Consider the following 25,551-nt stretch of genomic DNA (forward strand, 5'->3'; position numbering starts at 1 on the left):
AACTTGGTTACGGCATTAGGAAAAGTTTGGCATTGGTGAAAGTAGTGTTTGTGTTGCCAATAAGCCAATAATACCCCTGTGGAGCGTGGGTTTGAAGTACATACTCGTCTAGCCCACTTGAAACCCACTGAAACGAAATCTCTTGCCCCAACATTGACACAAGTCGTACATCAGAAGGTAAAAGCTTGTGCAGCCGAACCCGAATAGATTGGGCTGAAGTAGGGTTTTCAAAAACCCAGATTTGAGGCTGTTCGGGTTCAATTTTTACGGCAATGATTTTAGAAAACTCCGTGCTTCCGTCCAAATCGGTTTGGCGAAGGCGGTAATAGTTGATTCCCACCAAAGGTGTTAGGTCAGCAAATTGATACGTAGTTTGGGTCAAATGGTCGCCTCGGGACGGCGTTCGGCCAATGGTGACAAACTCTTTCAAATCCGCACTCCGTTGAATATCAAAATGGGAAGAATTGCGCTCCCATGCCGTCCCCCAGTTGAGTTCAATTTGATTGGAAAAAGGTTTTCCTTGAAAATGAGTTAGTTCTACTGGCAGTGGATTGAGAATGACCGTGCCGTTGATGCGTAGATTATCGAGCCGAAGCGCGCCTTGGCTGCTGGTGGCGGCATAGCCATAAATGCGAAAGGTAATAGTACCTTGAGCGTCGTTAACAAAAAGAGGAACGTTTAATCCCGCAAAACCCGAACCGACAGCAGAAGTACCGAGATTATTGGAAAAATTATCTTGACTAGAACGCACCGCGATTTGATTGGGACCGTCGGTGGTGCGGTTGAAACTAAAGGAAATCGAAGAAAGCGAAAAACGGTAGTTGGGAGAAGTCACCGAAACTTCAGCATAATCAGTGGAACTCAGTTCGCCCGTAGGCCAAAATTGAAGACTGACCGCATCACCCGTTTGTCCTGCGGGATAGCCCAAAAGTCGAACGCCAGTGATGTTTAAAGAAGAAACGCTAATGTTGGGGTTGTTACTGTTTCCGTTGGAATTGTTTTCAAAATCCCAAGATGCCGTAAAAGCAAGCTGCCCTTGCGAAACATACGACAACAAACAACCGAGAATGAGTAAGTAGCTTTTGATACGCATAAACCAAGTCGTTTAAACAAGAAGAATCTCTACCTGTTTAAAAGACTTGATTAGGGAAGAAAAGTAACGAAGTGCCTGAAAAACAACGCTTACAATTTTTTGGCTTGGTTCCAATACTCATCCATTTCGGCGAGGGTCATTTCGTGGAGTTGTTTGCCATCGGCCCGCGACTGACTTTCGAGGTAATTGAAGCGTTTGATGAATTTTTTGTTGGTACGTTCGAGAGCCGTTTCGGGGTTAAGGTCAATAAAACGGGCGTAATTGACGAGAGAAAATAGCAAGTCGCCAAATTCTCCTTCGGCTTTTTCGGGGTCAATCACTGAGTCGTCTTCGGCATTGAAATGCTCCTTAAACTCCGCCATTTCTTCTTCTACTTTCTCCCACACTTGCTGTTTTTCTTCCCAGTCAAATCCCGCCCCGCGTGCTTTTTCTTGAATCCGCATGGCTTTCACCAGCGCAGGAAGCGACTGAGGGACACCACCCAAGACCGATTTTTTGCCGTCGCCTTCTTTGAGTTTGATTTGCTCCCAGTTTTGTTTCACTTTTTCCTCGGTATCGGCTTGCACGTCGCCATAAATGTGGGGGTGCCTCACGATGAGTTTTTCACAAATCCCGTGCAGCACGCTCGAAATGTCAAAGTCACCTGTTTCGGAGCCGATTTTGGCATAAAACACCATGTGGAGTAACAAATCGCCCAATTCTTTTTTGACTTCGGGCAAATCATTCTCCAAAATGGCATCTGAAAGCTCGTACGTTTCCTCAATCGTCAGGTGGCGCAGGCTTTGAAGCGTTTGCTTTTTGTCCCACGGGCACTTGGCGCGCAGGTCGTCCATGATGTTTAGCAATCGGTCGAAAGCGAGAAGTTGCTCTAAGCGTTCGGGGGAAATATCAGACAGCGTACGAGTTTGCATAAGTGTTAAATCTATAAAATCACGTCTTCCAACATCTTGATGTACTGAGCGACTCCTTCTTCGATTTCGTGGAGGTAAATAAATTCATCCGCCGTATGCGAACGCCCCGAATGCCCTGGCCCCATTTTGAGCGAAGGGCAGTCGATGAGGGCTTGGTCGGAGGTGGTGGGAGAACCGTAGGTGTTTCTTCCCAAACGAACACCTGCTTGTACGATAGGATGCTCCATCGGAATGCTCGACGGGCGCAAACGTATCGAACGGGCGGCAATTTCTGATTTGATGTTTTTATTGATGATGTCAATGATTTCTTCCAAAGTATATTGGTCAGTCACGCGGACATCAATGGTAAATTTGCAGGAATCAGGAACTACGTTGTGCTGCGTACCTGCGTTGACAATCGTCACCGACATTTTGATGGGGCCGAGCGTAGGAGAGACTTTTGGATACTGGTACGAACGAATCCACTGAATGTCGTCAATGGCTTTGTAGATAGCGTTTTCACCTTCTTCCCGTGCCGCGTGGCCCGATTTTCCGTGCGCAATGCAATCCAAGACCAATAGCCCTTTTTCGGCCACGGCTAAGTGCATTTCGGTAGGTTCGCCTACGATCGCAAATTCGATGGGAGGAAGGTCAGGTACAATCAGTTCAAGGCCCTCACGTCCCGAAATTTCTTCTTCGGCGGTGGCAGCCATCACAACATTGTAGGTCAAATGAGGGTTATCATAAAAATGACAAAACGTCACGATGAGCGAACACAGCGACCCACCCGCGTCGTTGCTACCTAGCCCGAAGAGCTTCCCGTCTTTTTCGAGAGGTTCGTACGGGTTGAGCGTCCAAGACGGATTCGGTTTGACGGTATCGTGGTGAGAGTTGAGTAAAACCGTGGGCTTGCTGGCGTCGAAGTAGCGATTGTAAGCCCAAATGTTGTTTTTTTTGCGGTGGAATGGAATCCCTTTGCGTTGGAAAAATGCTTCAATCAAAGCGGCAGTTCCTTCTTCTTCTCGACTAAACGACTGAGTAGAAATCAGTTGTTTAAGTAATGCGATGGCCTCTTGCGCAAGCGCGTTAGGCGATAGTGTCATGTTTGTTTCAGACATAAAAAGCTGTTTTGTCTGCCGCAAAGTTACGCAAAGGGAATGTATAGTTGACAGCTTGTAGGTTAAAATCCAATGAATACCGTGGGTCGGGTTTTGAATTCGTCAGTGGGGTCGGGTTTTGAGAAACCCTCCACACGGTGCAGAGGGTTTCTCAAAACCCGACTTTTTAATCAAATGTAGTGCAAAGGGTTTCTCAAAACCCCATTATTTAATCAATCAATGAACCTAGTGATTTCCTCCGCCGAACAGTTTCAGAATGATACCCTTCGGCCCATTCTTAAAGCCCAAAATGAGTTGTTAGTAGCGCTATTTCGCCATTACTTACACAAGCGCAAAATCGCATTTGAGCGGTTTTCGCCCGAAGACCAACTGGCTCATATCGAGCAAATTATTCGTAAAGATTTACAATTCAGAAGTTTGTTGTTGGGAACAATTGTAGGTCATTTAAGCCCCGCGCAGTACCTGATTTTCCTTCAAGACGAAGAAGAACTCAACCGCCGAACCATCAACATGCTGATTCGCAGGCTGCAAAGTCAATTAGTGGCGGCTTAGTCAGGGACGTATTCCAGAATGTCTCCAGGTTGGCATTGCAAAGCTTCGCACAGGGCTTCCAAGGTCGAAAACCGAATGGCTTTGGCTTTTCCAGTTTTTAGAATGGAAAGATTGGCGAGTGTTAAGTCCACTTTTTCGGCAAGTTCGGTAAGCGACATTTTACGCTTTGCCATCATTACATCTACGTTTACGACAATTGGCATGGTCAGATTGTGAGTTCTTGTTCTTGTTGAAGTTCGTGGCCTTTGCGGAAAATTTCGGCTAAGATAATGATAGCCAAGCCCATAAGAAAAGTGGTGTTTACTACAAGGAATGGATTAAAGGTAATTCTAAAGGTGTTGTCTATGTTGATTTTGAAAGGTGTAGGCATAGCGAGTGAGTTATGAAATACCTCAAATTTAGTAGCCATCGTGCCAATTTCCTTTTCCAATAAATAAGTACAAAACACATCAAGTGAGTCAAGTAGTGAAAATACCAATAAACTAATGCCGATCCATCGCAGGCGTTGAAAATTGGCAGCAGTGAAAATCTGGTACTTTCTAATGTCTTGTAAAAATAGGTTGATGCAAAAAAGCATAAATAGTAAAAATGCTGATTGAACGATTACTTGTAGCCAAGAGCAAGCTAAGATAAGCCAACTATAGTGCATGTTACTTGCTTTGAGCTGTAGAAAGCCCTTTGCCTCTTTGGGAGGGGTTATACCAAAGTAACTTTTAGCGTTAATAGGGGCCTGGTCTGAGGTTAGCGAAAATGAAGAAATAATGGTGTCAGAGGGTGTGATAAAGCCCATCTGGTAGCGTTTCAAAAGTTCATTATTTCGTTTTTTTAGATGTTCTACATGATGACTTTCATCGGCATTTGCTTTTGTTTTTACTTGGTATGTTTCGGGGAAAAGGGAAGGGGTCGCTTTTGAACGAAAAAGAATAGTCGTATCCATAAACGATTCTCCTAAATCAATGGTGACAGGAACTTTGAAAATTGGGTTGGATAAACTCCCTTGAGATAGTACCACATTTTCTCCAATGCTTAGCGTTCCTTTGCTATCTGATAATTGTTTGTAAAGAATGAATAAAGGAATGGCAATAGTAAAAGCAATGCACAGGTTACAAATCCAATAGAAGACAGAAACGATTTGGGTAAATAACGAGCGTGTCATGTTCGTATGGTTTAAGATTTATTTCAAAAGTAGAAAAATTTATTGAAAAACAATAAATAAATATTTTTTATCAATAATTATTTTCTCTTTGTTAATAAATCGTTTAGTCGTTTTTGATAGAGCTTAGACGTATCCAAATCGCGATGGGTGCCGTTGGGAATCGTAGTAAGGGTGACCTTGGCAGAGGTAGGTTCTTGAAGAAGAAGTTGGCTATTGGTGTAGGGGACGACGCGGTCGTGGGTGCCGTGAAAAAGTTGAATGGGGCAGTGAATGTGCTGAAAACAGCTATCGGTACGAAATTTATAACGGCTCAGCCATTCGTAGGGATAAATGGGCAATTGGGTGCGAAACAAAGTAGGAATATTGGCATAAGGGGCTTCCAAAATCAACAACCGAGGTCGGTGGTTGGCCGCCACGCGCGAGGCCATACCTGTACCTAATGAATACCCATAGACTACGATGGAGTCTTCAACACATTGCTTTCGTACAGCGTTATAGACATAGCCTGCGTCTTGGTGTAAAGCGGCTTCGGAGCGAGAACCCGTGCTTTTACCGTAAGTGCGGTAGTCGTACATGAGGACATCGTAGCCCCGTTGGGTAAAGCGGGAAGCGTACTCGCGCCCCCATCGGGTGAGGTTGTCGCGGTTGCCGTGAAAAAACAAAACAACGCCTTGTCGTGGTTGGGAGGCCGTCCGAAACCAAAGGGCGTTGAGGTGTACGTCAGGGGCAGGTTTAAAGGTGACTTCCTGAAAAGGTTGGGGAAACTGATACCGAAAATCAGCAGAAAGAAGGGTAGGTTGAAACAAGATAAATGGATGCCACGCCCAGAACAGCAGCCCCACTAGCAAGTAAAAAGCGAACAAATAGACCAAAAAACGCAGCATAAGAAAACGAGGCAGGAAAGACCAATCCGAATTTTTGGGGACTTTTCGAATGGACAAATTACAAAAAATCAGCGGAATGTCTTAATTTCGTCTTTTCCCAAGAAACTTTCTGAGAATCAACACCGTTTACTTTTATCCGCTGCAACAACAGCGAAAACCATCATCCCGACGATTCGGGAACAACTATTGTAAATGAATTCAACTGCAAAAAAACAAGAAACAGCGGTTTTGGTCGCTGTCACTACCCAACGACAGTCGCCCGAACAGACCCAAGAGTATTTAGAAGAATTGGCGTTTTTGGCTACCACTTTGGGTGTCCAAACCGTAAAGACATTTACCCAAAAATTAGAACATCCCGATAACCGCACGTTTGTAGGAAAAGGCCGTTTGGAAGACATCAAAATCTTCGTGACGGACAATCCTGTTGATATGATTATCTTCGACGACGAGCTTATTCCGTCGCAAGTACGTAACCTTGAGGCCGAGTTTAAAGACATCAAGGTGCTCGACCGTAGCTTGTTGATTCTTGATATTTTTGCCATGCGTGCCCAAACGGCTCAGGCGAAAATTCAAGTCGAATTGGCTCAGTATCAGTACATGTACCCACGACTTACCCGCATGTGGACGCACTTGAGCCGTCAAAAAGGAGGGGTAGGGATGCGTGGACCTGGGGAAAAAGAGCTTGAAACCGACCGCCGTATTGTCCAAGACCGTATTGCGTTTTTGAAGGATAAATTGGCCAAAATCGACAAGCAAAGCATGACGCGCCGTAAGGAACGGAGCCGATTGGTGCGCGTGGCTTTGGTAGGATATACCAACGTAGGAAAGTCAACGCTGATGCGCCGTTTGGCCAAGGCAGAGGTATTTGCCGAAAACAAACTTTTCGCTACGGTTGACTCTACCGTGAGAAAGATGGTGCTTGATAATATTCCGTTTTTGTTGACAGATACGGTTGGCTTTATCCGTAAGCTCCCCACTACGCTGATTGAGTCGTTTAAATCCACGCTCGACGAGGTGCGGGAGGCGGATATATTGCTGCACGTGGTTGATATTTCACATTCGTCGTTTGAAGAGCAAATTGAGATTGTCAATCAGACCTTGGCCGAAATCAAAGCTGGCGATAAACCGACGATTTTGGTGTTTAATAAAATTGATGCCTACCAGCCTAAATTAGAGGCGTTTGACGAAGTGGTTGAAACGGAAGAGGGCGAAGTAGTGGTAGAGCAGACCAAGGAGAGCGTGTTGGAGAAGTTAAAGCAAAGCTATTTGACGGGAAAATCAGACCACGTTGTGTTTATTTCGGCCCAAAACAAGGAGAATTTGGATGAGCTTCGTGCCAAAATGTTTGATTTGGTGAAAGACAAGCACTTTATGATTTATCCCAATTGGCTTGAGATGCCTTTCACGAACTTTGATTTTGCGGAATAGTTTTCGAAATTCGCGCAAAATTCAGCTGACCCCGTAGTTCAACGGATAGAATAAGCGTTTCCTAAACGCTTGATATGGGTTCGATTCCCGTCGGGGTCACAACTTTGACAAGTAACTCACTGACTGTATGATGGTTGGTGAGTTTTGTTTTTTCTGGGACGCGTGAAGGGACGTTTTTTTGTTCTGCCTCCTTGGTGAGCCGTGCCACTCGTTCGCTCCATTTGTCAGAAATAATATCAGGTCTCATAATTTTCAACTGTTCAATTTCGACATCTTTACGCGGCGTTCTGGGCTGATATGGTAGGCGTGTTGTCTCGTTTTCTTAAATACTGGTTAAACTGCTCAATTGCGGCATCGACGGGTGCCAGCGTCGCCAAAAACTCGTCAATACGGTTTCCAATCAGTGCCTTCACCTGTTGGCGTTGTTCTTCATTGAGCGTTTGAAGTTTGGCGGCAAACTCGGCCTTTATTTGGGCGCGTTCTACTTCACTGGTAGTATTGCCTATTTGGGTATAATACTCGTTTATGAAAGATTCCATGAGTAACTATGCTGCGTTGCCTACATTCCGTAATTGGATAGTCATATTTGAGTCTCGTAATAATTCATCAAGTTCGACCAGATGTTCGTCCAGAAGGTGTTGGTACTGCTCCACAATAAAGTCGGGGCTGTTGGCTGCCTTGTGCCGTTCTATGGCTTCCAACGAGCGTTTAATGAAGTCTAAGAGTCTGGACACTCGTAATGTCCAATCTTCGTTTTCTAGTACTGGTTCCATTAGTTACGCTGCTTTTGCCCCCTGCTCAAATCGAACAATAACCCCATACTGTTTCATTAATTGAGCCAATTCGTCAAAATAGCGCGCGCGTAACTCCATATACTGTTCGATTGCCAAACGGTCGGGTTCGGGCTGTTCAGAGTGTATTTTTATGGCCTCTGATTTACGGGCTATCAATTCGGTGAGCCGTGCCACTCGTTCACTCCATTCGTCAGAAATGATATTTGGTTGCATGGTTTTAAAAGTTAATTTGAATGATTCCTTTCTCTCTTTTATTTACGAAAGACCGCCCAAAGTCAAATTTCCACTGTAAACGGTCAAACTCGAACAGTTGCCTCTGATGATGAGTTTCTGGATAACACTTGACAAAGTACCCGTCAATTTTATTTCCTCTCCTAACTCTTATTTTACGCACTTCTTCTAGTTGTTTCTCGTACCGTTGATATGTACCGAAATCAACAAACGTTACAAGGTCAATGTCATTTGGGTTACGTTTAAGAGTGGTGAAACTCCCATCAATCCACTGATAAAACCCTTCTCCTATAATTTGCTTGAGGTCGGAGAGGTAGTTTAGGTATGCTTCAAAAATGCCTGAACGAGTAGAAGAATGAGTAAAATCAGTAACAAATATTCGCTCAAACGCTGCTAAGTCAGTATCAATAATGTCATAGGGGACTAAATGCCCGTAGTTGTCAAAATCCATTAGTTCATAATTTTAAATACTCCCTGTTTTTCCTGCGTAAAGAAGGGATGTGTCGTCATTCGGTGAGCTGCCTCCTTGCGACTTCGTCTAAATAACATTATAGACAAAGATAATAAAAAACACTACTCTTAAAAAACCAGAAAAGCCTCTTTCGGAGGCTTTTCTGGTAAAATGAAAGGGCTTTTTGTTAAGTAGCTAGGCAAAGTTAGTTTCTATTATTTGTTATTCTAAAAATAGGCTTAGTTGACTGATAATCTGAATTTTACAATTAACAGATAACGATTAGCTATTAACGGGCTGTTACTTAGTCATCAATGGATTGATAAATCACTTGACGGAACAAATTGTTGAGGTTATCACTGCTGCTTTGCGTCTGTTTCATGATTACCCCAATGATTTTTTCTTTGGGGTCGGCAAAATAGTTGGTGTTGAAATAACCACCCCATTCAAACGTCCCCGCACTTCCTTTCGCTCCCTTATCTTCGCCCGCTTTATTGAGGAGTCCGAAGGCTAAACCGTGCGATGAATTGGCCTTTTCGCCACCCAATAAATCGCCTACTTGGTTGCTCAGAATGGTTTGTACTGTTGTGCGACTTAAAAAACGTTTTCCGCCCAATTCGCCGCCGTTGAGGTACATCATCAAAAACGTAGCGTAATCTTTGGCGGTACTTGATAATCCTGCTCCTCCCGAGAAAAATGTTTTTGCCCCTTTAATGGGGTACTCGGTATCGTAAAAAGTGTTGGGGTAGCGCACCCATTGCCCGTTTTGTGGCTTTTGAATCGCCACCAATCGCGAAGCTTTGGCGTCGGGCAAATAGAAGTAGGTATCGCTCATGCCTAACGGTTCAAACAACCGTTTCCGTAAAAACTCATCAAAAGGCATTCCTGACATGAGCTCAATAAAATAGCCCAATACGTCCAAGCCTTCCGAATACACGTACTTTTCGCCTGGGTGATGGTGGAGAGGGAGTTTGGCGAGCTTCTTGATATTATCGCCAATTTTGACAGGTTCGGTTGTAAACAAATCAACAATGCCCGCTTTGTGGTACATGGCCTTGAAACGCTCGTCGGCATCAATGACTCCGTAGCCTAGCCCCGATGTGTGCGTTAGCAAATGACGGATGGTGATTTCTGATTTGACGGGTTCGGTGGTGTAGGTGGAGTCCTGAAATTTGAAGTTTTTGAGAACCGTCTGGTTTTTAAATTCAGGAATGTACTTTGAAATCGGGTCGTCGAGTTGAAATTTTCCTTCTTCCCACAGCATCATCACGGCCGTGGAGGTAATGGCTTTACTCATCGACGCAATCCGAAAAATATCGTCTCGCTTCAAAGAGCGGTTTGCTGCATTGTCGGCCATCCCAAAGGCTTTGTAATAGACAATTTTACCGTTTCGTACGATAAGTGCAGATACGCCTGGAACGCTGCTTTGTACAATCGCATTTTGGAGGACTCCATCGAGGCGGTTGAGTCGCTCCGACGACATGCCGACGGTCTCAGGGGCGGCTTCCGTAAGTGGAGGGGAATTTTTGAGCGATTTGGTTTGGGCTTGAACCAGCCCCGTCGTGAGGCCAAAAAGGCTTAAAAGGAGGAAAACTTGCTTCATAAGGTTCTTGTAAGTTTATGTCCTTAGGAAGCAAGTTTTCGCTGAATTTTACTGATGTGCTAACCGTCTAATGGCTAGTACTTGGCAGGTTGATTCGATTTGGGCGTTGACTTCTTGATAAAGTCGCGAATGTCGTCATTTGATTTTTGAAGGTCTTCCTTGCGCAAATACATCATGTGACCGCTGCGGTAGCCTTTCCAGCTCATGCGGCTCTTGAGTTTTCCAGCAGGATCCATTTGCCACATGTTGTATTGGGCATTGAAATAATCGCAAGCACCGTCGTAATAACCCGACTGCACCAATAAGTGCAAATAAGGATTCTGCGCCATGGCTTGACGCAGGTTTTCGCCCGTTTGGTCATTAGAGCGATCCCAAGGGTTTACGGGGCCAAACATGTAGTATTTGAGGTCGGTTTTGTAATTGAGTTCGTTACGAAGGTACATGTTGATGGCAGGCGTAAACGAGTGCAACCACGACGTCAACTCTGCGTTAAAATCGGGGCGGTCGCCAGCGTCTTTGCGGTCGATGCCTTTGTAGCGAGAATCCAAACGCCCTACTGTGTAGCCTTCGTCACGCAAAAGCTCTTTCCAAAAGTATTGAAGCGGCATGTTGAGGTTGTTTTGAAGAACTTCTTTCTCCGAAACTCCCGTATAACGAGCGAGCTTGGCCGCGATGGCTTTGCGTTTGGCATCATCCAAAAAGCCGCCCATGCTCACGGCAGGGAGAAGCTCATTGATGGTGAAATTCTCAACTTCGGGTAAGAAATCGGTCAAGTCTTTTTTCTGTAAATCTGCAGGAAGTTTTTTGTGGTACCAAGCGGTAGCAGCACAGTAAGGTACTTTCAATGCTGCCTCAGAAGCTTCACCACGCTCGATACCAAGCGTAGTCGGCGATACCAAGATTACGCCGTTGATGTACATCCATTGGTTGCTTTGCAGCTCAAGTGCCAAGCCCGAAACGCGCGTCGTGCCGTAACTTTCCCCGATGAGGTATTTCGGCGAATCCCAACGATTGTTGCGAGTCACAAACGTACGAATCCATTCGGCCAAATATTTGATGTCGGCATTTACCCCAAAAAACTTCGATGTAGGAACATCTTTGCTAACGGGGCGCGAATAACCTGTATTAACGGGGTCAATGAACACAATATCGGCTACGTCCAAAATTGAATAAGGGTTTTTCTTATAGCCATACGGTTGTAGCGGATAGCCCTCGTCGTCGATGTTGAGCAGGACAGGGCCAGTGTAGGCCATGTGCATCCATACCGATGCTGTTCCAGGTCCTCCGTTGAACGAAATAATCAACGGGCGTGTGCCGCGGTCTTTTACATCGCTGCGTTCGTAGTACATGTAAAACAAGCCAGCGATGGCTTTGCCTCCTTCGTCGAAAACGGGCATGGTGCCAGTGGTGGCTTTGTAAGGCACGCGTTGCCCTTTTACGGTTACTTCGCTTTCGGTAACAACAAAGGAATCAGGGTTAAACGGAATGCTCTCACCCGATTTGTCGTCTTTAGAGGGAGCCGTAGAGGTAGAGGCTTGGCGCTCGCCACCGCCAGCGGGGCGCTGTTGGGCATGGGTAAGGTAGCTTCCTACGAGCAAGGCTGCTGCCAAGAGTAATGGTTTTTTCATTTAGGTTTAGTTTGATTGAAAGTTATAATTGACCAGACACGCAATGTGAACGCTTATGCAAGAAAGCACTCTAGGCTACAAATGTAAAATTGTATAGCTTTAAAAGCCTAAAATGTCGCTATATTACCTTAATGATGAGACTACTTTTGGGATGAAAGCCGTAATTTTGGGCTTCATTGAGTAAACATAATCCACCATGCAATTGTACGACGTATTGATAGTAGGCGCGGGGCCTTGTGGGCTGGCGGCTGGGATAGAGGCTGCGAAGGCAGGATTGAGTCATTTGATTCTTGAAAAGGGGAGCATTACGGAGTCGATTCGGCGCTATCCCAAACGAATGCGTTTTTTCTCCACCGCCGAAAATATTGAGATTGGAGGCATCCCGTTTCCCATTTCGGACGTCAAAGCCAACCGCAGTGAGGCGTTGCAGTATTACCGAAAAGTAGCGGGGTATTATCACCTCAACTTTAAATTGTTTACGGAAGTAGCTCAGGTTGTAAAACAAGACGACGAAGTCTTTGAAATTCAGACGGTAGGAGGAGAAAATTACTACGCCAAAAAGGTCATAATCTCGACGGGTTATTTTGACTTTCCTCGCTTTTTGGGGATAAATGGGGAAAAACTTCCGCACGTTTCCCATTACTATGATGAACCTTTTCAGTATTCGTTTTCCAAAGTTGTGATAGTAGGAGGAGCAAACTCTGCCGTGGAGGCCGCGCTGGAAATGTACCGCCACGACGTGGACGTCACTGTCGTTCACCGAGGGGAGGATTTCCGTCCAACTGTGAAGTATTGGCTTATTCCTGACGTCAAAAATCGGGTCAAAGAAGGGAAAATAAAAACCCGTTTCAATAGCCTTACCAAAGCTATTGAGCCGAAGCGTGTATTGATAGAAAATACCCAAACGGGAGAGGAAGAATGGCTTGAGGCAGACTTTGTATTAATGCTCATTGGGTATATACCAGACGGAGCATTGCTTCAGCGGTGTGGTGTGGAGTTGCGCCAACCAAGCATGGTGCCAGTATATGACCCAGAAACCTTTGAAACCAACGTCTCTGGTTTATACTTGTGTGGCACCGTGGTGGCAGGTATTCATACTGAAAAAGTCTTCATCGAAAACGGACGCGACCATGCAGCCGCTATCATTGACCATATTGCGGGTCGTAAGGTACGTAAGGTAAAAGAATTGATTGATCGGATTTAGCGGCCTACCGTCGGTTTATTTTACCATAAAACTGAAGTTGGTACTTTTTGGGAGTAACGTGAAAATGCTTCTGAAACATTTTGTTGAACTTAATCGCCGAAGAGGCACTGTAGCCAATCATCACTGCTACTTCGTTAGCCTTATAACCTTTTTTCAAAAGCGAAGCAGCTTGTTCTAAGCGCTTTGTTGTGTAAAGTTGATAAAATGGCTGTCCATATACTTTTTTAAACAAAGTTTTAAACAAAGCAGGTTTAATGCCATGAATCTTAGTGATTTCTTTTTCTGAAGGGGGAACATTACTGAAATCACCTTGAAGGTATTCATCATGGATTTTTTTTACAATTACAAGGTAATTGTCGTTAGAAACCGAAGCTAAGTCTCTATTAGTGACCGTTTTTGGAGAAGAATATCCATTGTATTTCACTTCAAAAGCAATCTGCTGGCGAACTAATTCCAAACAACATTCTTGAAAGTCTTTTACATTTAAGACAATCATGATTTTTGTGCTTTCAGTTTGAGGTAGCACCGATTTTTCGAGCATACTTCCTTCTTTGGAAGTGCTTGGTTGTAGGGCGATGTTCATAATGATACTTTGGGTAAAATGAGTAACCAAATAATATGCGAAAACAGTCAAAAATTGCCCCAATGTTCAGTAAAATCAATCTTTTTATGGCCAACTGGCCACTAAATGCAATCAACTATTCAAAAATTGCTATATCGTGGTAAAAGTAGTGTCTTTTATTACCATGGAATTAATAGTTTAATTGCCTAGGCAAAATGTAAAATTTTGATTTACTGACAGTTATTAGTAAAATTATTTAAAATACGCTTAGCATTAATATGCTTTGAATTGTAGGATAGCTTGCGCCGTAGCCGTGGGGTTGTCGTCGGTAAGGTGGAGGTGATGAGAAATCGCGCGTTGAGAAAGCTCGTAGAGGTAGGCTTTATCGTAGTAGTTGAGCGAAATATCGGCTACCGTAGCGTAGTCGTGGCGTTGGAGGGCCTCAATGGCGGCTTTGTAGTGCTGGCCGCCAAGGCGTTTTTTGATGCGCTCGGTGGCAGCTTGTAGTAAGGTGTGGTCGTAGCAAGCGTATTCGCGGACGAGGCGTTGAATACGGAGGGCTTTGGGGAGATCAACAAAAACAAACTCCGTCGGTTGCTGCATTTGTTGCCAAAAAGCCAGCGGAATAAAACAACCTCCAATGTGCCGACTTTCGCTTTCGAGCCAAACCCGTTGTTGTGGGTTAAGCAAACGCCATTGTTGATGCAACAGGTTTTCAAATTGCTCAGATGAAGGCTGCGGCGCTTGGCCAATCGCACCGTAGGCTGAGCCTTTATGGTGGGCGATGGCCTCCAAATCAATGACTTGTTCGCCCATTTCGGCCAGTGCACGTAGAATATCGGTTTTGCCGCTCCCTGTTGGGCCACCCAAAATGGCCATGTTTTGCGGGTGCTGAAACGACTCCAAAACGTGATTACGGTAGGCTTTGTAGCCCCCTTCGAGGGTTGATACGCGGAAGCCCGCAGTTCGCAATAACCACGCAAAGCTTCCACTGCGCATTCCTCCGCGCCAGCAGTGAACCAGCGCTTCCCGCTGAGGAGCGACTAAATCGGCTTTTTTGACGAATAAAGCGAGCTTAGGTCCGACCATTTCTAACCCAAGTCGAACAGCAGCATCGCGCCCTTGTTGTTTGTAGCAAGTGCCTACTTTGACCCGTTCATCGTTGCTAAAAAGAGGGATGTTGATAGCGCCAGGAATGTGAGCGTGGCTATATTCGCCTGGCGACCGCACGTCGATGATAGGCAAGCGCTGGGAGGCTTGCAAAAAATCAGCGGGAGAGAGTGCCGTCGCCATGAAATGTTTAGGTTAGTTTTTTCTTAGTCCTTTTGCTACAAGCCGCTCACGTAGTTGGTTTACCATGTAGATTGATGCTTCGATTTCATCTTTACGGATGGCCACACTTTCGATGTTAAAGCCAAAGGGAATGGCGTGTTCGGTACAAAACTCAATAAGTTCATCCGCAATTTGTAAGCAAAGATTCACCGACGTTTCGAGGATGTTTTCAGACTCCAGCAAGGTTTCTTTTACCGAATCAGGCACGTGAATACCCAACCATTCCATGAAGTGGAGTGTTTTTTTTGACCCACAGGCGGAAATGGTAAATACAAACGTCGGAAGGGGCAATTGTTGCGCTTGACAGGTGTTGACGACGGCCGTAAGCATTTGTTTGGCATAGGCTACGTTGAACACACACTGGGACACAAAATAACTGACCCCGCTGGCTACTTTGTCAAGGACGCGTTGGTCTTCGTCGTTGAGAACAGCATGCCGCTCGGGAATGGTTACGGCACCAATGATAGAATCTTGGTCAAATTCCCGCCAAACGGCGTAAGCTTCGGGCAGGCTGGTGACAGGCGTAAAATCAGGCGAGGGGACGCCCACAAACACAGGGTAAAAGCCTTGTTGGGTCAAATCGCTCACCCACTGACGAAGTTCGTCTTGGGTAAACTTTCCTGCGGGGCGATAAATAATTTTGGGAATTTCCAAAGGCGCCAAATGCTGACGGGCAAAATCAAAGGGGTCGAGGGCGGTGATAAATGGAAAAGGCCGTTCTTCCGAAGTGCGACTCGATTCATCTTGGACGTCATACACAATGAGGGCGTCAATGTCCAGCCCTTGCAAACGGGCCAGTGTTTTTTCGGCAATCTCACTTACTTTTTCAGGAGCGGTTTGTGATTTGGGAGGAGTGATTCCGTAGAGCAATAAACCCGACTCTTTTGATTTGATTTTCGTTAAAAACATGCTGCAATTCGTAAATGGAGTTGCAAATGTAGGAAATAGGGGGAAAATACCGAATACATTGTGTGTCGGGCTGCTCACAGCCCGACACACGAAGACTTATTTCTGTCCTTTCAAGATTTTTTCGTAGCGAGGCATGTCTTTAAATAAATCAAGTGCTGCTTTTACTTCGGCATCCGTGCGGAATACGTATTCGCGCTCCCCTTTTTGGAGGTAATAGTGCGACACAATCTCCCGCTCTAGTAAGTGCTTAATGTCCTTTTTGAACATGGCCAAATCGCTTTCTTTGCTGTGACCAAGCTTGGTTTTAAGGGCTTTGAGCTGTTCTTGGATAACATCAAAATACTTTTCTTTTTTTGCCGATGCCTCAAGCGTACCGAGGTCTTTCTCTACCTGCGTTACGTAGTCGTATTCTTTGTCTTTTAGCCAAGTAGAAAATGCTTGATAATCGGCATCAGTTAGCTCAAATTCCTTGGCAGTTTTGATGGTCGGGTGTGCCGCGCGGTAATGCAAGGCATAATCAAACAACAATCCTTTGGCGTTAAGGCTGGTCACAATTGTTGGCAATGCTGGCAGTTCGGTAGCTACATCAGGTTCAACCCCTCCACCGTCATATACCACACGGCCGTTGCGGGTTTTGAAGGCCACTTTGAGCGAGTCAGGTACTTTTGCTACGCTTCCGTCGGGGTTGCGGTGGCTATAATCAATGGCCTGAATACAGCGCCCGCTCGGGATGTAGTACTTGGCAACGGTTACTTTCAATTTGGTATTGTACGACAAATCGCGGGTTGTTTGCACAAGCCCTTTGCCGTAGGTTCTTTGCCCCACCAACACACCACGGTCGTAATCTTGCATTACTCCCGATACAATTTCAGAAGCTGAGGCACTGCGGCCATTGACCAGCACCACCAACGGAATGTCGGTGTCCACAGGCGCCATTGGAGCCGTATAAGTTTTGTTCCACTCCGTTACTTTTCCACGGTTCGATACCACTTCGGCATCCTTGGGAATGAATAAATTACAAATCAATACTGCTTGGTCAAGCAATCCACCTGGGTTTTCGCGAAGGTCGAGCACCAATTTTTTCATGCCTTTTCCTTTGAGTTCCACTAGTGCATTTTTTACTTCGCGGGCAGCCGTTTGGTTAAAGTCTTTGAGGTCGATGTAGCCTACTTCGTTGTCGAGCATTCCGTAATAAGGAACATTGCCTGTCTTGACAAACTCACGCGTTACATTGACTTCAATCAAGTCTTTGGAACCCACGCGGCGCACGGCGAGCTTCACCGACGAATTGGCCTGTCCTTTCATGAGTTTGTCGGGGTTGGCATCTTTGCGGGTTGTGATGTCTATTCCGTCGATTTTGACAATTTCATCACCTACGTGAAGGTTGGCTTTGGCGGCGGGAGAATCTTCCAGAATAGAATAAATGATTTGTCGGCCTTTGTTGGGGGTGATTACTGCCCCGATGCCCGTGTATTGGCCCGTGGTCATGGTGCGATAATCCTCAATTTCGTCTTCGGCGTAGAAGTTGGTGTAAGGGTCGAGGTTTTTAAGCATAGATTCTATGCTCATTTTTGTCAACCGATTGGGGTTGATTTCGTCCACATAATAGCGATTAAGTTCCTTAAACAGCGTGGCATAAATGTCTAAGTTACGGGCGATTTCAAAAAAGCGTTCGTCATTGCGGAAGGCAAAAAAACCTACGGACACAACGCACACAGCGGCAAGAATGAGTTTACGGAAATGTTTCATGGTGGTCCTTTTTATCAAAAACGCGTAAAGTGTCACGAAGTTATGAGATTTCCCCAAAAAAACGAGCGATGCCTCGAAAGACATCGCTCGCCATGGTTGGAAAAGGTTTTTAGACCTTATTTTCCTCCTTCAAACATTTGGAAGAATTGGTCAAGTTTTGGAAGAATAACGATTTCAGTACGACGGTTTACGCTGCGGTTTTTGCTGCTATCGTTCGCTACTTTTGGTACATATTCTCCACGGCCACCTGCGGTCATACGCTCAGGTGCTACGCTGTATTTTTTCTGAAGTGTACGTACTACTGACGTTGCACGCTTGGCACTCAAATCCCAGTTGTCTTCCAACACCGATGCGCTGTTGTACGGTACGCTGTCGGTGTGGCCTTCTACCAAGATGTCGAAATCTTTGCGGTCGTTTACTACTTTAGCAATTTTGCTCAACACTGTTTCAGCTTGTGGCGTAATTTCGTAGCTGCCGTATTTGAACAACATTTTGTCTGAAAGCGAGATATACACCACGCCTTTTTTCACTTCGATGTTTACGTCTTCGTCGTTCACATTATCAAGTGAGCGCTTGAGGCTCATCACCAACGCCAAGTTGAGTGAATCCTTGCGACGCAAGTTTGAGTTCAAATCTTGGATGTAAGAGCTCTGACGGTTCAACGCATCCAACGATTTTTTGATGCTTTCCGCTCCATCTTTACTTACAATTGACAAGTCAGACAAACGGTCAAGAAGGTTGGTATTTGTACGCTTCAAGTACGCCAATTCATCTTCTAATGCTTTGAGCTTAGCACGTTCGTTGGTAACATCACCATCTTTCAACTTGATTTGGTTTTTCAAATCGCTGATGTCATTGTTAAGTTTTGAAGTCAACGCGTCGCAATCAGCCTTGTTTTTGTCCAACAATGCTTGGAGTTCAGCTTTTTCTTTGTTGAGTTGGGCCAGTTGTTTCTTGTTGCAAGATGCAAAGAGGAGAACAGACAATGAAAATAAAATAATTTTTCTCATTTCTTATGAGGTTAAAGTGGATTGTATAGTTAGGTATTTGCTACAAACTTAAAGCGTTTGCTTCAACTTTTCGCTATATAAACTCAATTCTTTGCAATTTTTACCACTCCTAAGGCAATTTTTTTTCAAAAAACGCGATTTGGAATCCTTTTAAACCGTTTTACAGTAATAATAGCTAAATACCCAACGACAGAAATGAAAAACAGAACCTGAAGCAGGGGAAGTAGCGGTTAAATGACTGGATTTACGAAAAAATTCCTATTTTTACGGCCGTTTTCAACCCCCAAATCCAGAATTTTACACATACAATGAGACAAATACTTTTCCGTGAAGCTTTACGTGAAGCCTTGAGCGAAGAAATGCGTCGTGACTCACGCGTGTTTTTGATGGGTGAAGAAGTAGCCGAATACAATGGAGCTTATAAAGTAAGTCAAGGGATGCTTGACGAATTTGGGCCAGAACGCGTTATTGACACACCTATTGCAGAATTGGGTTTTGCTGGTATCGGGGTAGGTGCTGGAATGAACGGTTTGCGACCTATCATCGAGTTTATGACATTCAACTTCTCGTTGGTAGCCATCGACCAAGTGATCAACTCTGCTGCTAAAATCCTTTCGATGTCAGGTGGACAATACAGCTGTCCTATCGTATTCCGTGGGCCTACTGGGAACGCGGGTCAGTTGGGCGCGCAGCACTCTCAAAACTTTGAAAACTGGTACGCCAATACACCAGGTTTGAAAGTAGTTGTTCCGTCAAACCCTTATGATGCAAAAGGATTGTTGAAGGCATCTATTCGTGATAATGACCCCGTTATTTTCATGGAGTCAGAATTGATGTATGGTGATAAAGGCGAAGTTCCTGAAGAAGAATACATCATTCCAATTGGAAAAGCGGAAGTGAAAAAGACAGGTACTGACGTAACCATTGTTTCTTTTGGTAAAATGATTACACGCGTTGTTAATCCTGCCATCGAAGAATTGGCCAAAATGGGTATCAACGCAGAATTAGTTGACTTACGTACGGTACGTCCTATCGATTATGCAACGGTGATTGAATCTGTTAAGAAAACCAACCGCTGCGTGGTGGTAGAAGAAGCATGGCCATTGTCATCGATTGCGACGGAGCTTGCTTACATGATCCAGCGCAAAGCGTTTGATTATTTGGATGCTCCTGTAGTGCGCGTGAACAGCATGGATGTGTCGCTTCCGTATGCGCCAACCTTGATTGAAGCCGCCTTGCCAAACGTAAAACGTACGATTGATGCCGTGAAAACGGTGATGTATCGCAACTAATAAATAGTGCATACCGTAGATAAAAACAAAAAAGCCCCCGACGGGGCTTTTTTGTTTGGCACGATTTTTTAGTGGTATCCTATCATAAAACCATTATTTTTGGAGTTATTCATCCAAAAGTCTTTTTAAACGATGAAACAGCTACTTGTAACCTTCTTTTTAGCCGCTGTGGTGAGCACAGGGCTTTACGCACAGACTTCAGACGCCAAGGCAGATTCGGTCTTTTTAAAGTATTATACGGCCACGGGTGGCAAAGCATTGTGGGATTCGGTTCAAACTTACACCCTCAAACAAGCCTACCGCGCAGGAACGGCCAACGACTTTGATTTGGACATCAAAGCCTCAGTGCCCTCACAAGCAATGGTAAAGGTGCGTACCATTTTAAAACGTGATTTTATTTATGGTATCAAAGCAACCGATGGTTGGCTGAAAATCCCTATTGGAAGCCGTGACAAGGTAACGCAATACCAAACCAGCAACTTGAGCGATAAAGAACGCGAGAACATGCGTCGCGAACTGACAGATATACTTATCCCTTTTGATGATTATACCACCAAAGGCTACATCGCTACCGTCGTAGGAACTGAGCAAATCAACGGTGCCACTGCCACGCAAGTAGAGTTGGAAGGAAAAGGAGTAAAATACAACCTTTATTTTGATGCAAAAACGGGCTTGTTACTCCGCGAAAAGTTGACCCTAGCAACGGGTGAAATTCAAACCCGTGACCATACCAAATACGAAAAATCAAAGTACGGCCTTTCGTATCCTTCAGAAACGACTTATGTAAGTAGCATTGATAAAAAACCGATGAAGGTAACAACGGTGACGGACTTCAACGTGAAGTTTGCCGAAGATCCGTTTGTGAAATAGAAATTTAATTAAGCGGGTATTGAGTGAAAAAAGTAGGTAGAGGCATATTGTTTGTTGTATTGGGGCTACTGCTAGTGGTCGGTTCGGGGGTGGTTTGGCTACAAACTACTTCGGGCCAAGACTGGCTGACCCAACAAGCAGTGTCGTACCTTCGTAAAAAGCTTCATACAAAAGTGGACATAGCCCAAGCCCGCTTTTCATTGCCCGACTGGATTGAACTACGTGGGGTGTATGTGGAGGATTTGCGGCGTGATACGCTACTTGCAGGGGGGCGCCTATACGTGGATTTAGACGTGTGGGGTTTGCTGCAAAGTCGGGTGGGTATCAATGAAATCCAACTGGAAGATATTCGCCTCAAAGCTTACCGTACACTCCCTGATACTACGTTCAATTTTGCCTTTGTTGCCAAAGCCTTTGCGTCCGAAGATACCGCGCCCGATACCACAACCGCACCGTTGGATATGCGATTGGATGCGATTCAGCTTCGGAATGTGCGTTTGTCGTACCAAGATGCCGTCATTGGCACTGATGCCGATCTGTCGCTGCCCGACGCACGCTTTCGGTTCTCGGCTTTTAACCCTTCACTGAACCGCTATCATTTGTCAAAAACCGACATTCGTTCGGGAGGAGTAACGGTGAAAATATACCAACCCCTTCGTCAAGATACGACGAAGACGGTGGCTTCGGCTCCTGCTTCTGACTCGCTTGATTTGAAGCTGGGAACACTGCTCTTGGCAGATTATCGGGTGGTGTATGAAGATGAAAAACAACAAATAAAAACTGCCGTTACCGTTGGGAAAATAGAGGTCGAAGCTGAAAAATTGTTTTTGACCAAACCGCTGGTTGCCCTCAAAAAATTAGGCATTGAAAATACCGACATAACTTTTCGCTCGGGTGATTTTGCCCTCGAACTCCAGCGTTTTCAAACCCAACTGGACAGCTTTCTGTTTGCTCCCGAGCGCATTTCGGGGCAGTTGAAGTCGGGGAGTTGGGTAGAAAAACGACGCGGAGCGGTGCGCCAACTTCGTGCTGATTTTGTCTATACGCCCCGCGAAGTGTCACTACAAAACTTACTGCTGCAAACCAACGAGACGCTTCTTCAAGATCGGGTTGTGCTGCGCTATGCGTCGCTGGATGATTTTTCAAAAAACATAGGAAAAGTGGGCGTGGAGGTGCGTTTGACCAAAAGCCAGCTTGGTTTTAAAGACATCCTTGCTTGGGTGCCTTCGCTGCGCAAAACCCCACCATTTGCCAAAAATCCTGCGGCTATTGTCAAATTTAATGGCCTTGTACAAGGCCGAATCGACGATTTGAGCCTAAAAGGAGTTGACATAAGTACGTTAGAAACAACCCACTTACGGGCCGATGGGCGGATTAAGGGGTTGCCCGACCCGCAACGAATGGCGTTGGACTTAAACATTGCTGACTTATCGTCTTCGCGGCGAGATTTGCAGCGTATTTTGCCCGATAGCGCCCTGCCTGCTACCATCGAATTGCCCGACAACCTGCGTTTATCGGGCAAAGTGAAAGGGAGCTTAGATAATCTGTATTTGGATACCCAATTGGCCTCCGACCGAGGTAATGCGATGTTTGAGGGAAATCTCAAAAATTTTGTAAAAGGCCGCCAGCAAAGCTACGACGGAACGCTGGCATTGCTGGAGTTTGATGCAGGAAAATGGCTCAAACAACCGCCTTCGGAGCTGGGAAAACTTTCGCTTAAAGCAACGGTTGTTGGCCAAGGCATTGACCCCAAAACGCTCCAAGCAGATTTGACTGGTGTTGTTGAAAAGGCCGATGTGAAAGGCTATGTTTATCAAAATTTGGCATTAAAAGGGAGTGTGCGGGAGCAAGTCGGTGACCTAACAGCCGCCATTGCGGATTCCAATGCGACTTTGACATTGGTTGCCAAAGCAGATTTGCGAACGGACTATCCCACGTTTTCATCCCAGTTAGACATTCTAACGCTGCGCCTAAAACCGCTTCATTTGTACGAAGAAGATTTGGAAATCAAAGGGGGAATAAATGCCAACTTTACTTCTACTGACCCCGAAGACCCACGCGGAACGTTCCAAATTACCAATGGAATTTTGGTACAAAAAGGAAAACCCATTCCCCTGCAAAATATTCAAGTCGTGCTTGATAACCAGCAGGGAGAGCGCTTGGCGCGGATAGATGCCCCTTTCTTGAAAGCCAAAGCGACGGGTACGTTTCGCTATGTGCAGTTGGCTGACGTGGTGCTGACTGAAATCAATCGTTATTTTGCGCTTCCCGATGTCTCTTACAAACCCGTGACCAGTCCTTATCGCTTGTCGATGGACGGAAAAATAGCCAATCACCCTGCGATTCAGGTATTTGTTCCTGAACTGACGCGAATGGATACGGTTCGTTTTTCGGTGTATTTGGACAGCCAGCGCGACACTACTTTGTTGGCGCGTATTTCGGCACCGCACGTTGAGTACGATAGCATGGTGGTTAAAAATGCCGATTTTGGGGTGTTAGGAGTCGAAAATCAGGCCAATTACGTGGGGCATGTGGACAACTTTTTGTACGATACCTACCAAATCAAACGGGCTGCCGTAGAAGGCCAAGTAGCTAATAGCTTGGTGGGTTTTAAGGGGTCGTTTAAAGATTCATTATACCAAAAACAACACGAATTGGCAGGCTCACTGGCAAGCGTGGGCAATGCGTATCGTTTGCAACTCGCCCCCAATGGCCTTTTGCTTGACTACAAACCTTGGCAAGCAGCGCCTGCTGGCTACGTTCAGTTTGGCAAAGAAGGACTGTTGGTCAAACAATTTGGTTTGCAACAAGACCGCCAACGACTGCTCATCAACACCACAACCGATACGCCCAACGGCCCCTTGCGGGTTGAAATGGATAGCCTTGATTTGGGCACACTGACCTCTTTGGTGATGGATTCGTTGCAGGTAAGCGGTAAGTTGGGAGGAAATGTGTTGCTACAAAATTATACCGAGTCTGCCGTTTTTACAGGCGACTTAGGCATTGAAGGGTTTAAATATACCAACATCCCAATCGGAGATTTGAAAATCAAAGCGGCCAACGAATCGGCGTCTAAGATTGTGGCGGAAGCGACCTTAAAAAGTCCCCAAAATGATGTGCGTTTGACGGGAAACTACCTGCTGAAAAGTAAAACACCGCTCGATTTGCAGGTGGACATTCGTAAGCTTGGAGCGCAGACAATTGAGGCATTTAGTGCAGGACAGCTTCGTCGTGCCACGGGGGCATTGTCAGGAAAAGCTACCATTAGAGGTGCTACCGATAAGCCGCAGGTAGAAGGTGAGGCGCTGTTTGACAGTGTGGCCTTTAACATAACCAAGCTCGGTGCTACGTACCGCATCCCTAATAGCCGTTTGCAGTTTGCCAATTCGGATATTTTCCTCAAAAAATTTGTGGTTAGAGATACCCTCAACCAACCCTTACAGGTGGATGGAAAAATCAATTGGGCTAATCTACCGAATGTGGCCTATAACCTCACGATTGAAGGAAAAGACTTTACGGTGTTGAACGCCTCACGCAAAGAAAATGACTTCTTCTACGGCAAAGGTATCGTGGATGCCAACTTGCACATCGAAGGCGTAGGAACGAATCCGACGATTGATGGGTCGGTCAAACTCAAACAAGGAAGCGACATTACGGTCATTATGCCTGACGATGATTTGGGCAAGGCAAGTACGGAAGGGATTGTCGAATTTGTGAATAAATCGGACACCACTGCTACCCCAAATGCAGGCGCAGAAACGGCCGCGCCGTTGGCTTTTGGGGCAGGTATTTCGCTCAATTTAGAAGCTGACGACCGCTCACAGTTGACCATTGTGGTGGATGAACTGAACGGAGACAACCTGAAAGTAAAAGGCAATGCGCAGCTCAATGCGGGCATCACACCCGAAGGACAACCGTATATTTTGGGATTGTATGAACTTACCCAAGGGTCGTATAATCTTACGTTTGAAATTTTAAAACGAGATTTTACCATCCAAAAAGGAAGCCGACTGCTCTGGACGGGCGATCCCATGAAGGCCGACGTGGACATTACGGCGGTGTATCCCGTTGTTGCCGATTTGACTCCCCTCCAAGGCAAAGCCGCGCAGTATGGCAAAGTGCCACTTGAGGTATTGCTCAAAATGCAAGGAAGCCTTAGCAATCCACAAATTAGCTTTGAAGTGCGCCCCGACCCTACCAAGGTGTCGGCCAACGTGCGTAGCCGCATCGAAGAAGATGGGGTTTTTAACAACATCAAAGACCCCGTTCAGATGAATAAACAGGTGTTTTCTTTGCTGGTTTTGAATAAATTTATGGGTGAACAATCGTCCGATTTTTTCTCGTCGGTCAATCCCGAAGTAATCGCCCGCCAAAGCGTGAGTAAGCTTTTGACCGATCAACTCAACTTGCTGGCTTCGGATTTGATCAAGGGAGTGAAACTCAATTTTGATGTAAACTCGACTGCCGTAGCAACGGGAAGCGGCAGTGCAGGCCAAACCGACTTGAACGTGGGGTTGAGCAAAGCATTTATGAATGAGCGTTTGACGGTGAATGTGGGTCGAAATTTTGAGATTGAAAGCGGAAATCGCACCCAAAAATCCACGGAATTGGTCGATAACGTCAACATCAACTATAACCTAACCCGCGATGGCCGCTATGCGGTTCGCGCTTATCGAAAAAATCAGTACCAAACCGTATTAGAAGGATTTATTGTAGAAACAGGCGTGAGTTTTGCCGTTGTTTTGGATTATGAAACCTTCAAAGAAATGTTTAAGAAATAGGTTCTCAAATTAAA

23 protein-coding genes and 1 tRNA gene are annotated in these 25,551 nt (G+C 45.5%); 7 read left to right on the top strand and 17 right to left on the bottom strand.

Annotated features, from left to right (window positions below; all coding sequences use genetic code 11):
* Positions 1-7: 7 nt before the first annotated feature.
* From DTQ70_RS27345 to DTQ70_RS27355, 3 genes are all read right to left on the bottom strand, one after another.
* Entirely contained in the window at positions 8-1,093 is a 1,086-nt protein-coding gene (locus tag DTQ70_RS27345; protein WP_122933756.1) for a hypothetical protein, read from the bottom strand.
* A gap of 89 nt (positions 1,094-1,182) precedes the next feature.
* The gene (gene mazG, locus DTQ70_RS27350) at positions 1,183-2,004 is read right to left on the bottom strand and encodes a nucleoside triphosphate pyrophosphohydrolase (protein ID WP_122933757.1); all 822 of its coding nucleotides are present in this window, start codon (positions 2,002-2,004) and stop codon (positions 1,183-1,185) included.
* 11 nt (positions 2,005-2,015) lie between these two features.
* On the bottom strand, positions 2,016-3,101 hold the full coding sequence (locus tag DTQ70_RS27355) for a M20 family metallo-hydrolase (protein WP_122933759.1): 1,086 nt from the start codon (positions 3,099-3,101) through the stop codon (positions 2,016-2,018).
* 219 nt (positions 3,102-3,320) lie between these two features.
* Here DTQ70_RS27355 and DTQ70_RS27360 point away from each other — a divergent pair, with 219 nt between their 5' ends.
* A complete protein-coding gene (locus DTQ70_RS27360; RefSeq protein WP_164490240.1) occupies positions 3,321-3,653 on the top strand; it encodes a glyoxalase in 333 nt (110 codons plus the stop codon).
* Here the strand turns inward: DTQ70_RS27360 and DTQ70_RS27365 are convergent.
* From DTQ70_RS27365 to DTQ70_RS27375, 3 genes are all read right to left on the bottom strand, one after another.
* Entirely contained in the window at positions 3,650-3,856 is a 207-nt protein-coding gene (locus tag DTQ70_RS27365) for a helix-turn-helix transcriptional regulator (protein WP_122933761.1), read from the bottom strand. The genes DTQ70_RS27360 and DTQ70_RS27365 overlap by 4 nt on opposite strands.
* A 2-nt stretch (positions 3,857-3,858) precedes the next feature.
* A complete protein-coding gene (locus DTQ70_RS27370; RefSeq protein WP_164490241.1) occupies positions 3,859-4,665 on the bottom strand; it encodes a DUF2975 domain-containing protein in 807 nt (268 codons plus the stop codon).
* 221 nt (positions 4,666-4,886) lie between these two features.
* A complete protein-coding gene (locus tag DTQ70_RS27375) occupies positions 4,887-5,693 on the bottom strand; it encodes an alpha/beta hydrolase (RefSeq protein WP_164490242.1) in 807 nt (268 codons plus the stop codon).
* Between the two features lie 192 nt (positions 5,694-5,885).
* Between DTQ70_RS27375 and hflX the strand changes: the two genes are divergently transcribed.
* Both hflX and DTQ70_RS27385 read left to right on the top strand, forming a co-directional pair.
* Positions 5,886-7,121, top strand: a complete 1,236-nt coding sequence (gene hflX, locus DTQ70_RS27380; RefSeq protein WP_122933766.1) for a GTPase HflX — start codon at positions 5,886-5,888, stop codon at positions 7,119-7,121.
* 27 nt (positions 7,122-7,148) lie between these two features.
* Positions 7,149-7,220 (top strand) — tRNA-Arg (locus DTQ70_RS27385).
* Positions 7,221-7,396: 176 nt separating this feature from the next.
* On the opposite strand, the gene DTQ70_RS27390 is transcribed toward DTQ70_RS27385, so the two are convergent.
* The 6 genes from DTQ70_RS27390 to DTQ70_RS27415 all read right to left on the bottom strand — a co-directional run bounded on the left by DTQ70_RS27390 (position 7,397) and on the right by DTQ70_RS27415 (position 11,828).
* Positions 7,397-7,660 (bottom strand): hypothetical protein, encoded by a 264-nt coding sequence (locus DTQ70_RS27390; protein WP_122933767.1) that lies wholly within the window; start codon positions 7,658-7,660, stop codon positions 7,397-7,399.
* 6 nt (positions 7,661-7,666) lie between these two features.
* On the bottom strand, positions 7,667-7,894 hold the full coding sequence (locus DTQ70_RS27395) for a hypothetical protein (RefSeq protein WP_122933768.1): 228 nt from the start codon (positions 7,892-7,894) through the stop codon (positions 7,667-7,669).
* 3 nt (positions 7,895-7,897) lie between these two features.
* Positions 7,898-8,128, bottom strand: coding sequence for a hypothetical protein (locus tag DTQ70_RS27400; RefSeq protein ID WP_122933769.1), 231 nt, complete (start codon positions 8,126-8,128; stop codon positions 7,898-7,900).
* A gap of 4 nt (positions 8,129-8,132) precedes the next feature.
* Positions 8,133-8,597, bottom strand: a complete 465-nt coding sequence (locus DTQ70_RS27405; protein WP_122933770.1) for a DUF6932 family protein — start codon at positions 8,595-8,597, stop codon at positions 8,133-8,135.
* Between the two features lie 304 nt (positions 8,598-8,901).
* A complete protein-coding gene (locus DTQ70_RS27410; protein ID WP_122933771.1) occupies positions 8,902-10,200 on the bottom strand; it encodes a serine hydrolase in 1,299 nt (432 codons plus the stop codon).
* Between the two features lie 74 nt (positions 10,201-10,274).
* Positions 10,275-11,828: a S10 family peptidase gene (locus tag DTQ70_RS27415; protein ID WP_122933772.1), complete on the bottom strand. Its 1,554-nt coding sequence runs from the start codon at positions 11,826-11,828 to the stop codon at positions 10,275-10,277.
* 196 nt (positions 11,829-12,024) lie between these two features.
* On the opposite strand from DTQ70_RS27415, the gene DTQ70_RS27420 reads away from it, so the two are divergent.
* Positions 12,025-13,032, top strand: coding sequence for a YpdA family putative bacillithiol disulfide reductase (locus DTQ70_RS27420; protein ID WP_122933773.1), 1,008 nt, complete (start codon positions 12,025-12,027; stop codon positions 13,030-13,032).
* 4 nt (positions 13,033-13,036) lie between these two features.
* Here DTQ70_RS27420 and DTQ70_RS27425 read toward each other — a convergent pair whose 3' ends face one another.
* From DTQ70_RS27425 to DTQ70_RS27445, 5 genes are all read right to left on the bottom strand, one after another.
* Positions 13,037-13,615 carry a helix-turn-helix transcriptional regulator gene (locus tag DTQ70_RS27425; RefSeq protein ID WP_122933774.1) on the bottom strand — a complete coding sequence of 193 codons (579 nt, stop codon included), beginning with the start codon at positions 13,613-13,615 and terminating at the stop codon, positions 13,037-13,039.
* A 252-nt stretch (positions 13,616-13,867) separates the two neighbouring features.
* Positions 13,868-14,887, bottom strand: coding sequence for a tRNA 2-selenouridine(34) synthase MnmH (gene mnmH / locus DTQ70_RS27430; RefSeq protein ID WP_122933775.1), 1,020 nt, complete (start codon positions 14,885-14,887; stop codon positions 13,868-13,870).
* A gap of 12 nt (positions 14,888-14,899) precedes the next feature.
* Complete coding sequence (locus DTQ70_RS27435) at positions 14,900-15,835, bottom strand: methylenetetrahydrofolate reductase (protein ID WP_122933776.1); 936 nt, start codon at positions 15,833-15,835, stop codon at positions 14,900-14,902.
* A gap of 96 nt (positions 15,836-15,931) precedes the next feature.
* Complete coding sequence (locus tag DTQ70_RS27440; protein WP_122934581.1) at positions 15,932-17,584, bottom strand: S41 family peptidase; 1,653 nt, start codon at positions 17,582-17,584, stop codon at positions 15,932-15,934.
* Positions 17,585-17,700: 116 nt separating this feature from the next.
* The gene (locus DTQ70_RS27445; protein ID WP_122933777.1) at positions 17,701-18,594 is read right to left on the bottom strand and encodes an OmpA family protein; all 894 of its coding nucleotides are present in this window, start codon (positions 18,592-18,594) and stop codon (positions 17,701-17,703) included.
* A gap of 308 nt (positions 18,595-18,902) precedes the next feature.
* Between DTQ70_RS27445 and DTQ70_RS27450 the strand changes: the two genes are divergently transcribed.
* The 3 genes from DTQ70_RS27450 (at position 18,903) to DTQ70_RS27460 (ending at position 25,537) form a co-directional block, all read left to right on the top strand.
* Positions 18,903-19,886, top strand: coding sequence for a pyruvate dehydrogenase complex E1 component subunit beta (locus DTQ70_RS27450; RefSeq protein WP_122933778.1), 984 nt, complete (start codon positions 18,903-18,905; stop codon positions 19,884-19,886).
* 132 nt (positions 19,887-20,018) lie between these two features.
* Positions 20,019-20,756 carry a hypothetical protein gene (locus DTQ70_RS27455; RefSeq protein ID WP_122933779.1) on the top strand — a complete coding sequence of 246 codons (738 nt, stop codon included), beginning with the start codon at positions 20,019-20,021 and terminating at the stop codon, positions 20,754-20,756.
* A 23-nt stretch (positions 20,757-20,779) separates the two neighbouring features.
* A complete protein-coding gene (locus DTQ70_RS27460; RefSeq protein WP_122933780.1) occupies positions 20,780-25,537 on the top strand; it encodes a translocation/assembly module TamB in 4,758 nt (1,585 codons plus the stop codon).
* Positions 25,538-25,551 lie beyond the last annotated feature (14 nt).

The sequence above is a fragment of the Runella sp. SP2 genome (assembly GCF_003711225.1).
Classification (GTDB): domain Bacteria; phylum Bacteroidota; class Bacteroidia; order Cytophagales; family Spirosomataceae; genus Runella.

Coding starts and splice junctions, on each gene's coding strand:
- mazG (WP_122933757.1), bottom strand. CDS start 2,004: ATGCAAACTCGTACGCTGTCTGATATTTCCCCCGAACGCTTAGAGCAA.
- DTQ70_RS27395 (WP_122933768.1), bottom strand. CDS start 7,894: ATGGAACCAGTACTAGAAAACGAAGATTGGACATTACGAGTGTCCAGA.
- DTQ70_RS27360 (WP_164490240.1), top strand. CDS start 3,321: ATGAACCTAGTGATTTCCTCCGCCGAACAGTTTCAGAATGATACCCTT.
- DTQ70_RS27435 (WP_122933776.1), bottom strand. CDS start 15,835: ATGTTTTTAACGAAAATCAAATCAAAAGAGTCGGGTTTATTGCTCTAC.
- DTQ70_RS27455 (WP_122933779.1), top strand. CDS start 20,019: ATGAAACAGCTACTTGTAACCTTCTTTTTAGCCGCTGTGGTGAGCACA.
- mnmH (WP_122933775.1), bottom strand. CDS start 14,887: ATGGCGACGGCACTCTCTCCCGCTGATTTTTTGCAAGCCTCCCAGCGC.
- DTQ70_RS27415 (WP_122933772.1), bottom strand. CDS start 11,828: ATGAAAAAACCATTACTCTTGGCAGCAGCCTTGCTCGTAGGAAGCTAC.
- DTQ70_RS27450 (WP_122933778.1), top strand. CDS start 18,903: ATGAGACAAATACTTTTCCGTGAAGCTTTACGTGAAGCCTTGAGCGAA.
- DTQ70_RS27425 (WP_122933774.1), bottom strand. CDS start 13,615: ATGAACATCGCCCTACAACCAAGCACTTCCAAAGAAGGAAGTATGCTC.
- DTQ70_RS27440 (WP_122934581.1), bottom strand. CDS start 17,584: ATGAAACATTTCCGTAAACTCATTCTTGCCGCTGTGTGCGTTGTGTCC.
- DTQ70_RS27345 (WP_122933756.1), bottom strand. CDS start 1,093: ATGCGTATCAAAAGCTACTTACTCATTCTCGGTTGTTTGTTGTCGTAT.
- DTQ70_RS27420 (WP_122933773.1), top strand. CDS start 12,025: ATGCAATTGTACGACGTATTGATAGTAGGCGCGGGGCCTTGTGGGCTG.
- DTQ70_RS27405 (WP_122933770.1), bottom strand. CDS start 8,597: ATGGATTTTGACAACTACGGGCATTTAGTCCCCTATGACATTATTGAT.
- DTQ70_RS27375 (WP_164490242.1), bottom strand. CDS start 5,693: ATGCTGCGTTTTTTGGTCTATTTGTTCGCTTTTTACTTGCTAGTGGGG.
- DTQ70_RS27400 (WP_122933769.1), bottom strand. CDS start 8,128: ATGCAACCAAATATCATTTCTGACGAATGGAGTGAACGAGTGGCACGG.
- DTQ70_RS27390 (WP_122933767.1), bottom strand. CDS start 7,660: ATGGAATCTTTCATAAACGAGTATTATACCCAAATAGGCAATACTACC.
- DTQ70_RS27445 (WP_122933777.1), bottom strand. CDS start 18,594: ATGAGAAAAATTATTTTATTTTCATTGTCTGTTCTCCTCTTTGCATCT.
- hflX (WP_122933766.1), top strand. CDS start 5,886: ATGAATTCAACTGCAAAAAAACAAGAAACAGCGGTTTTGGTCGCTGTC.
- DTQ70_RS27365 (WP_122933761.1), bottom strand. CDS start 3,856: ATGCCAATTGTCGTAAACGTAGATGTAATGATGGCAAAGCGTAAAATG.
- DTQ70_RS27355 (WP_122933759.1), bottom strand. CDS start 3,101: ATGTCTGAAACAAACATGACACTATCGCCTAACGCGCTTGCGCAAGAG.
- DTQ70_RS27410 (WP_122933771.1), bottom strand. CDS start 10,200: ATGAAGCAAGTTTTCCTCCTTTTAAGCCTTTTTGGCCTCACGACGGGG.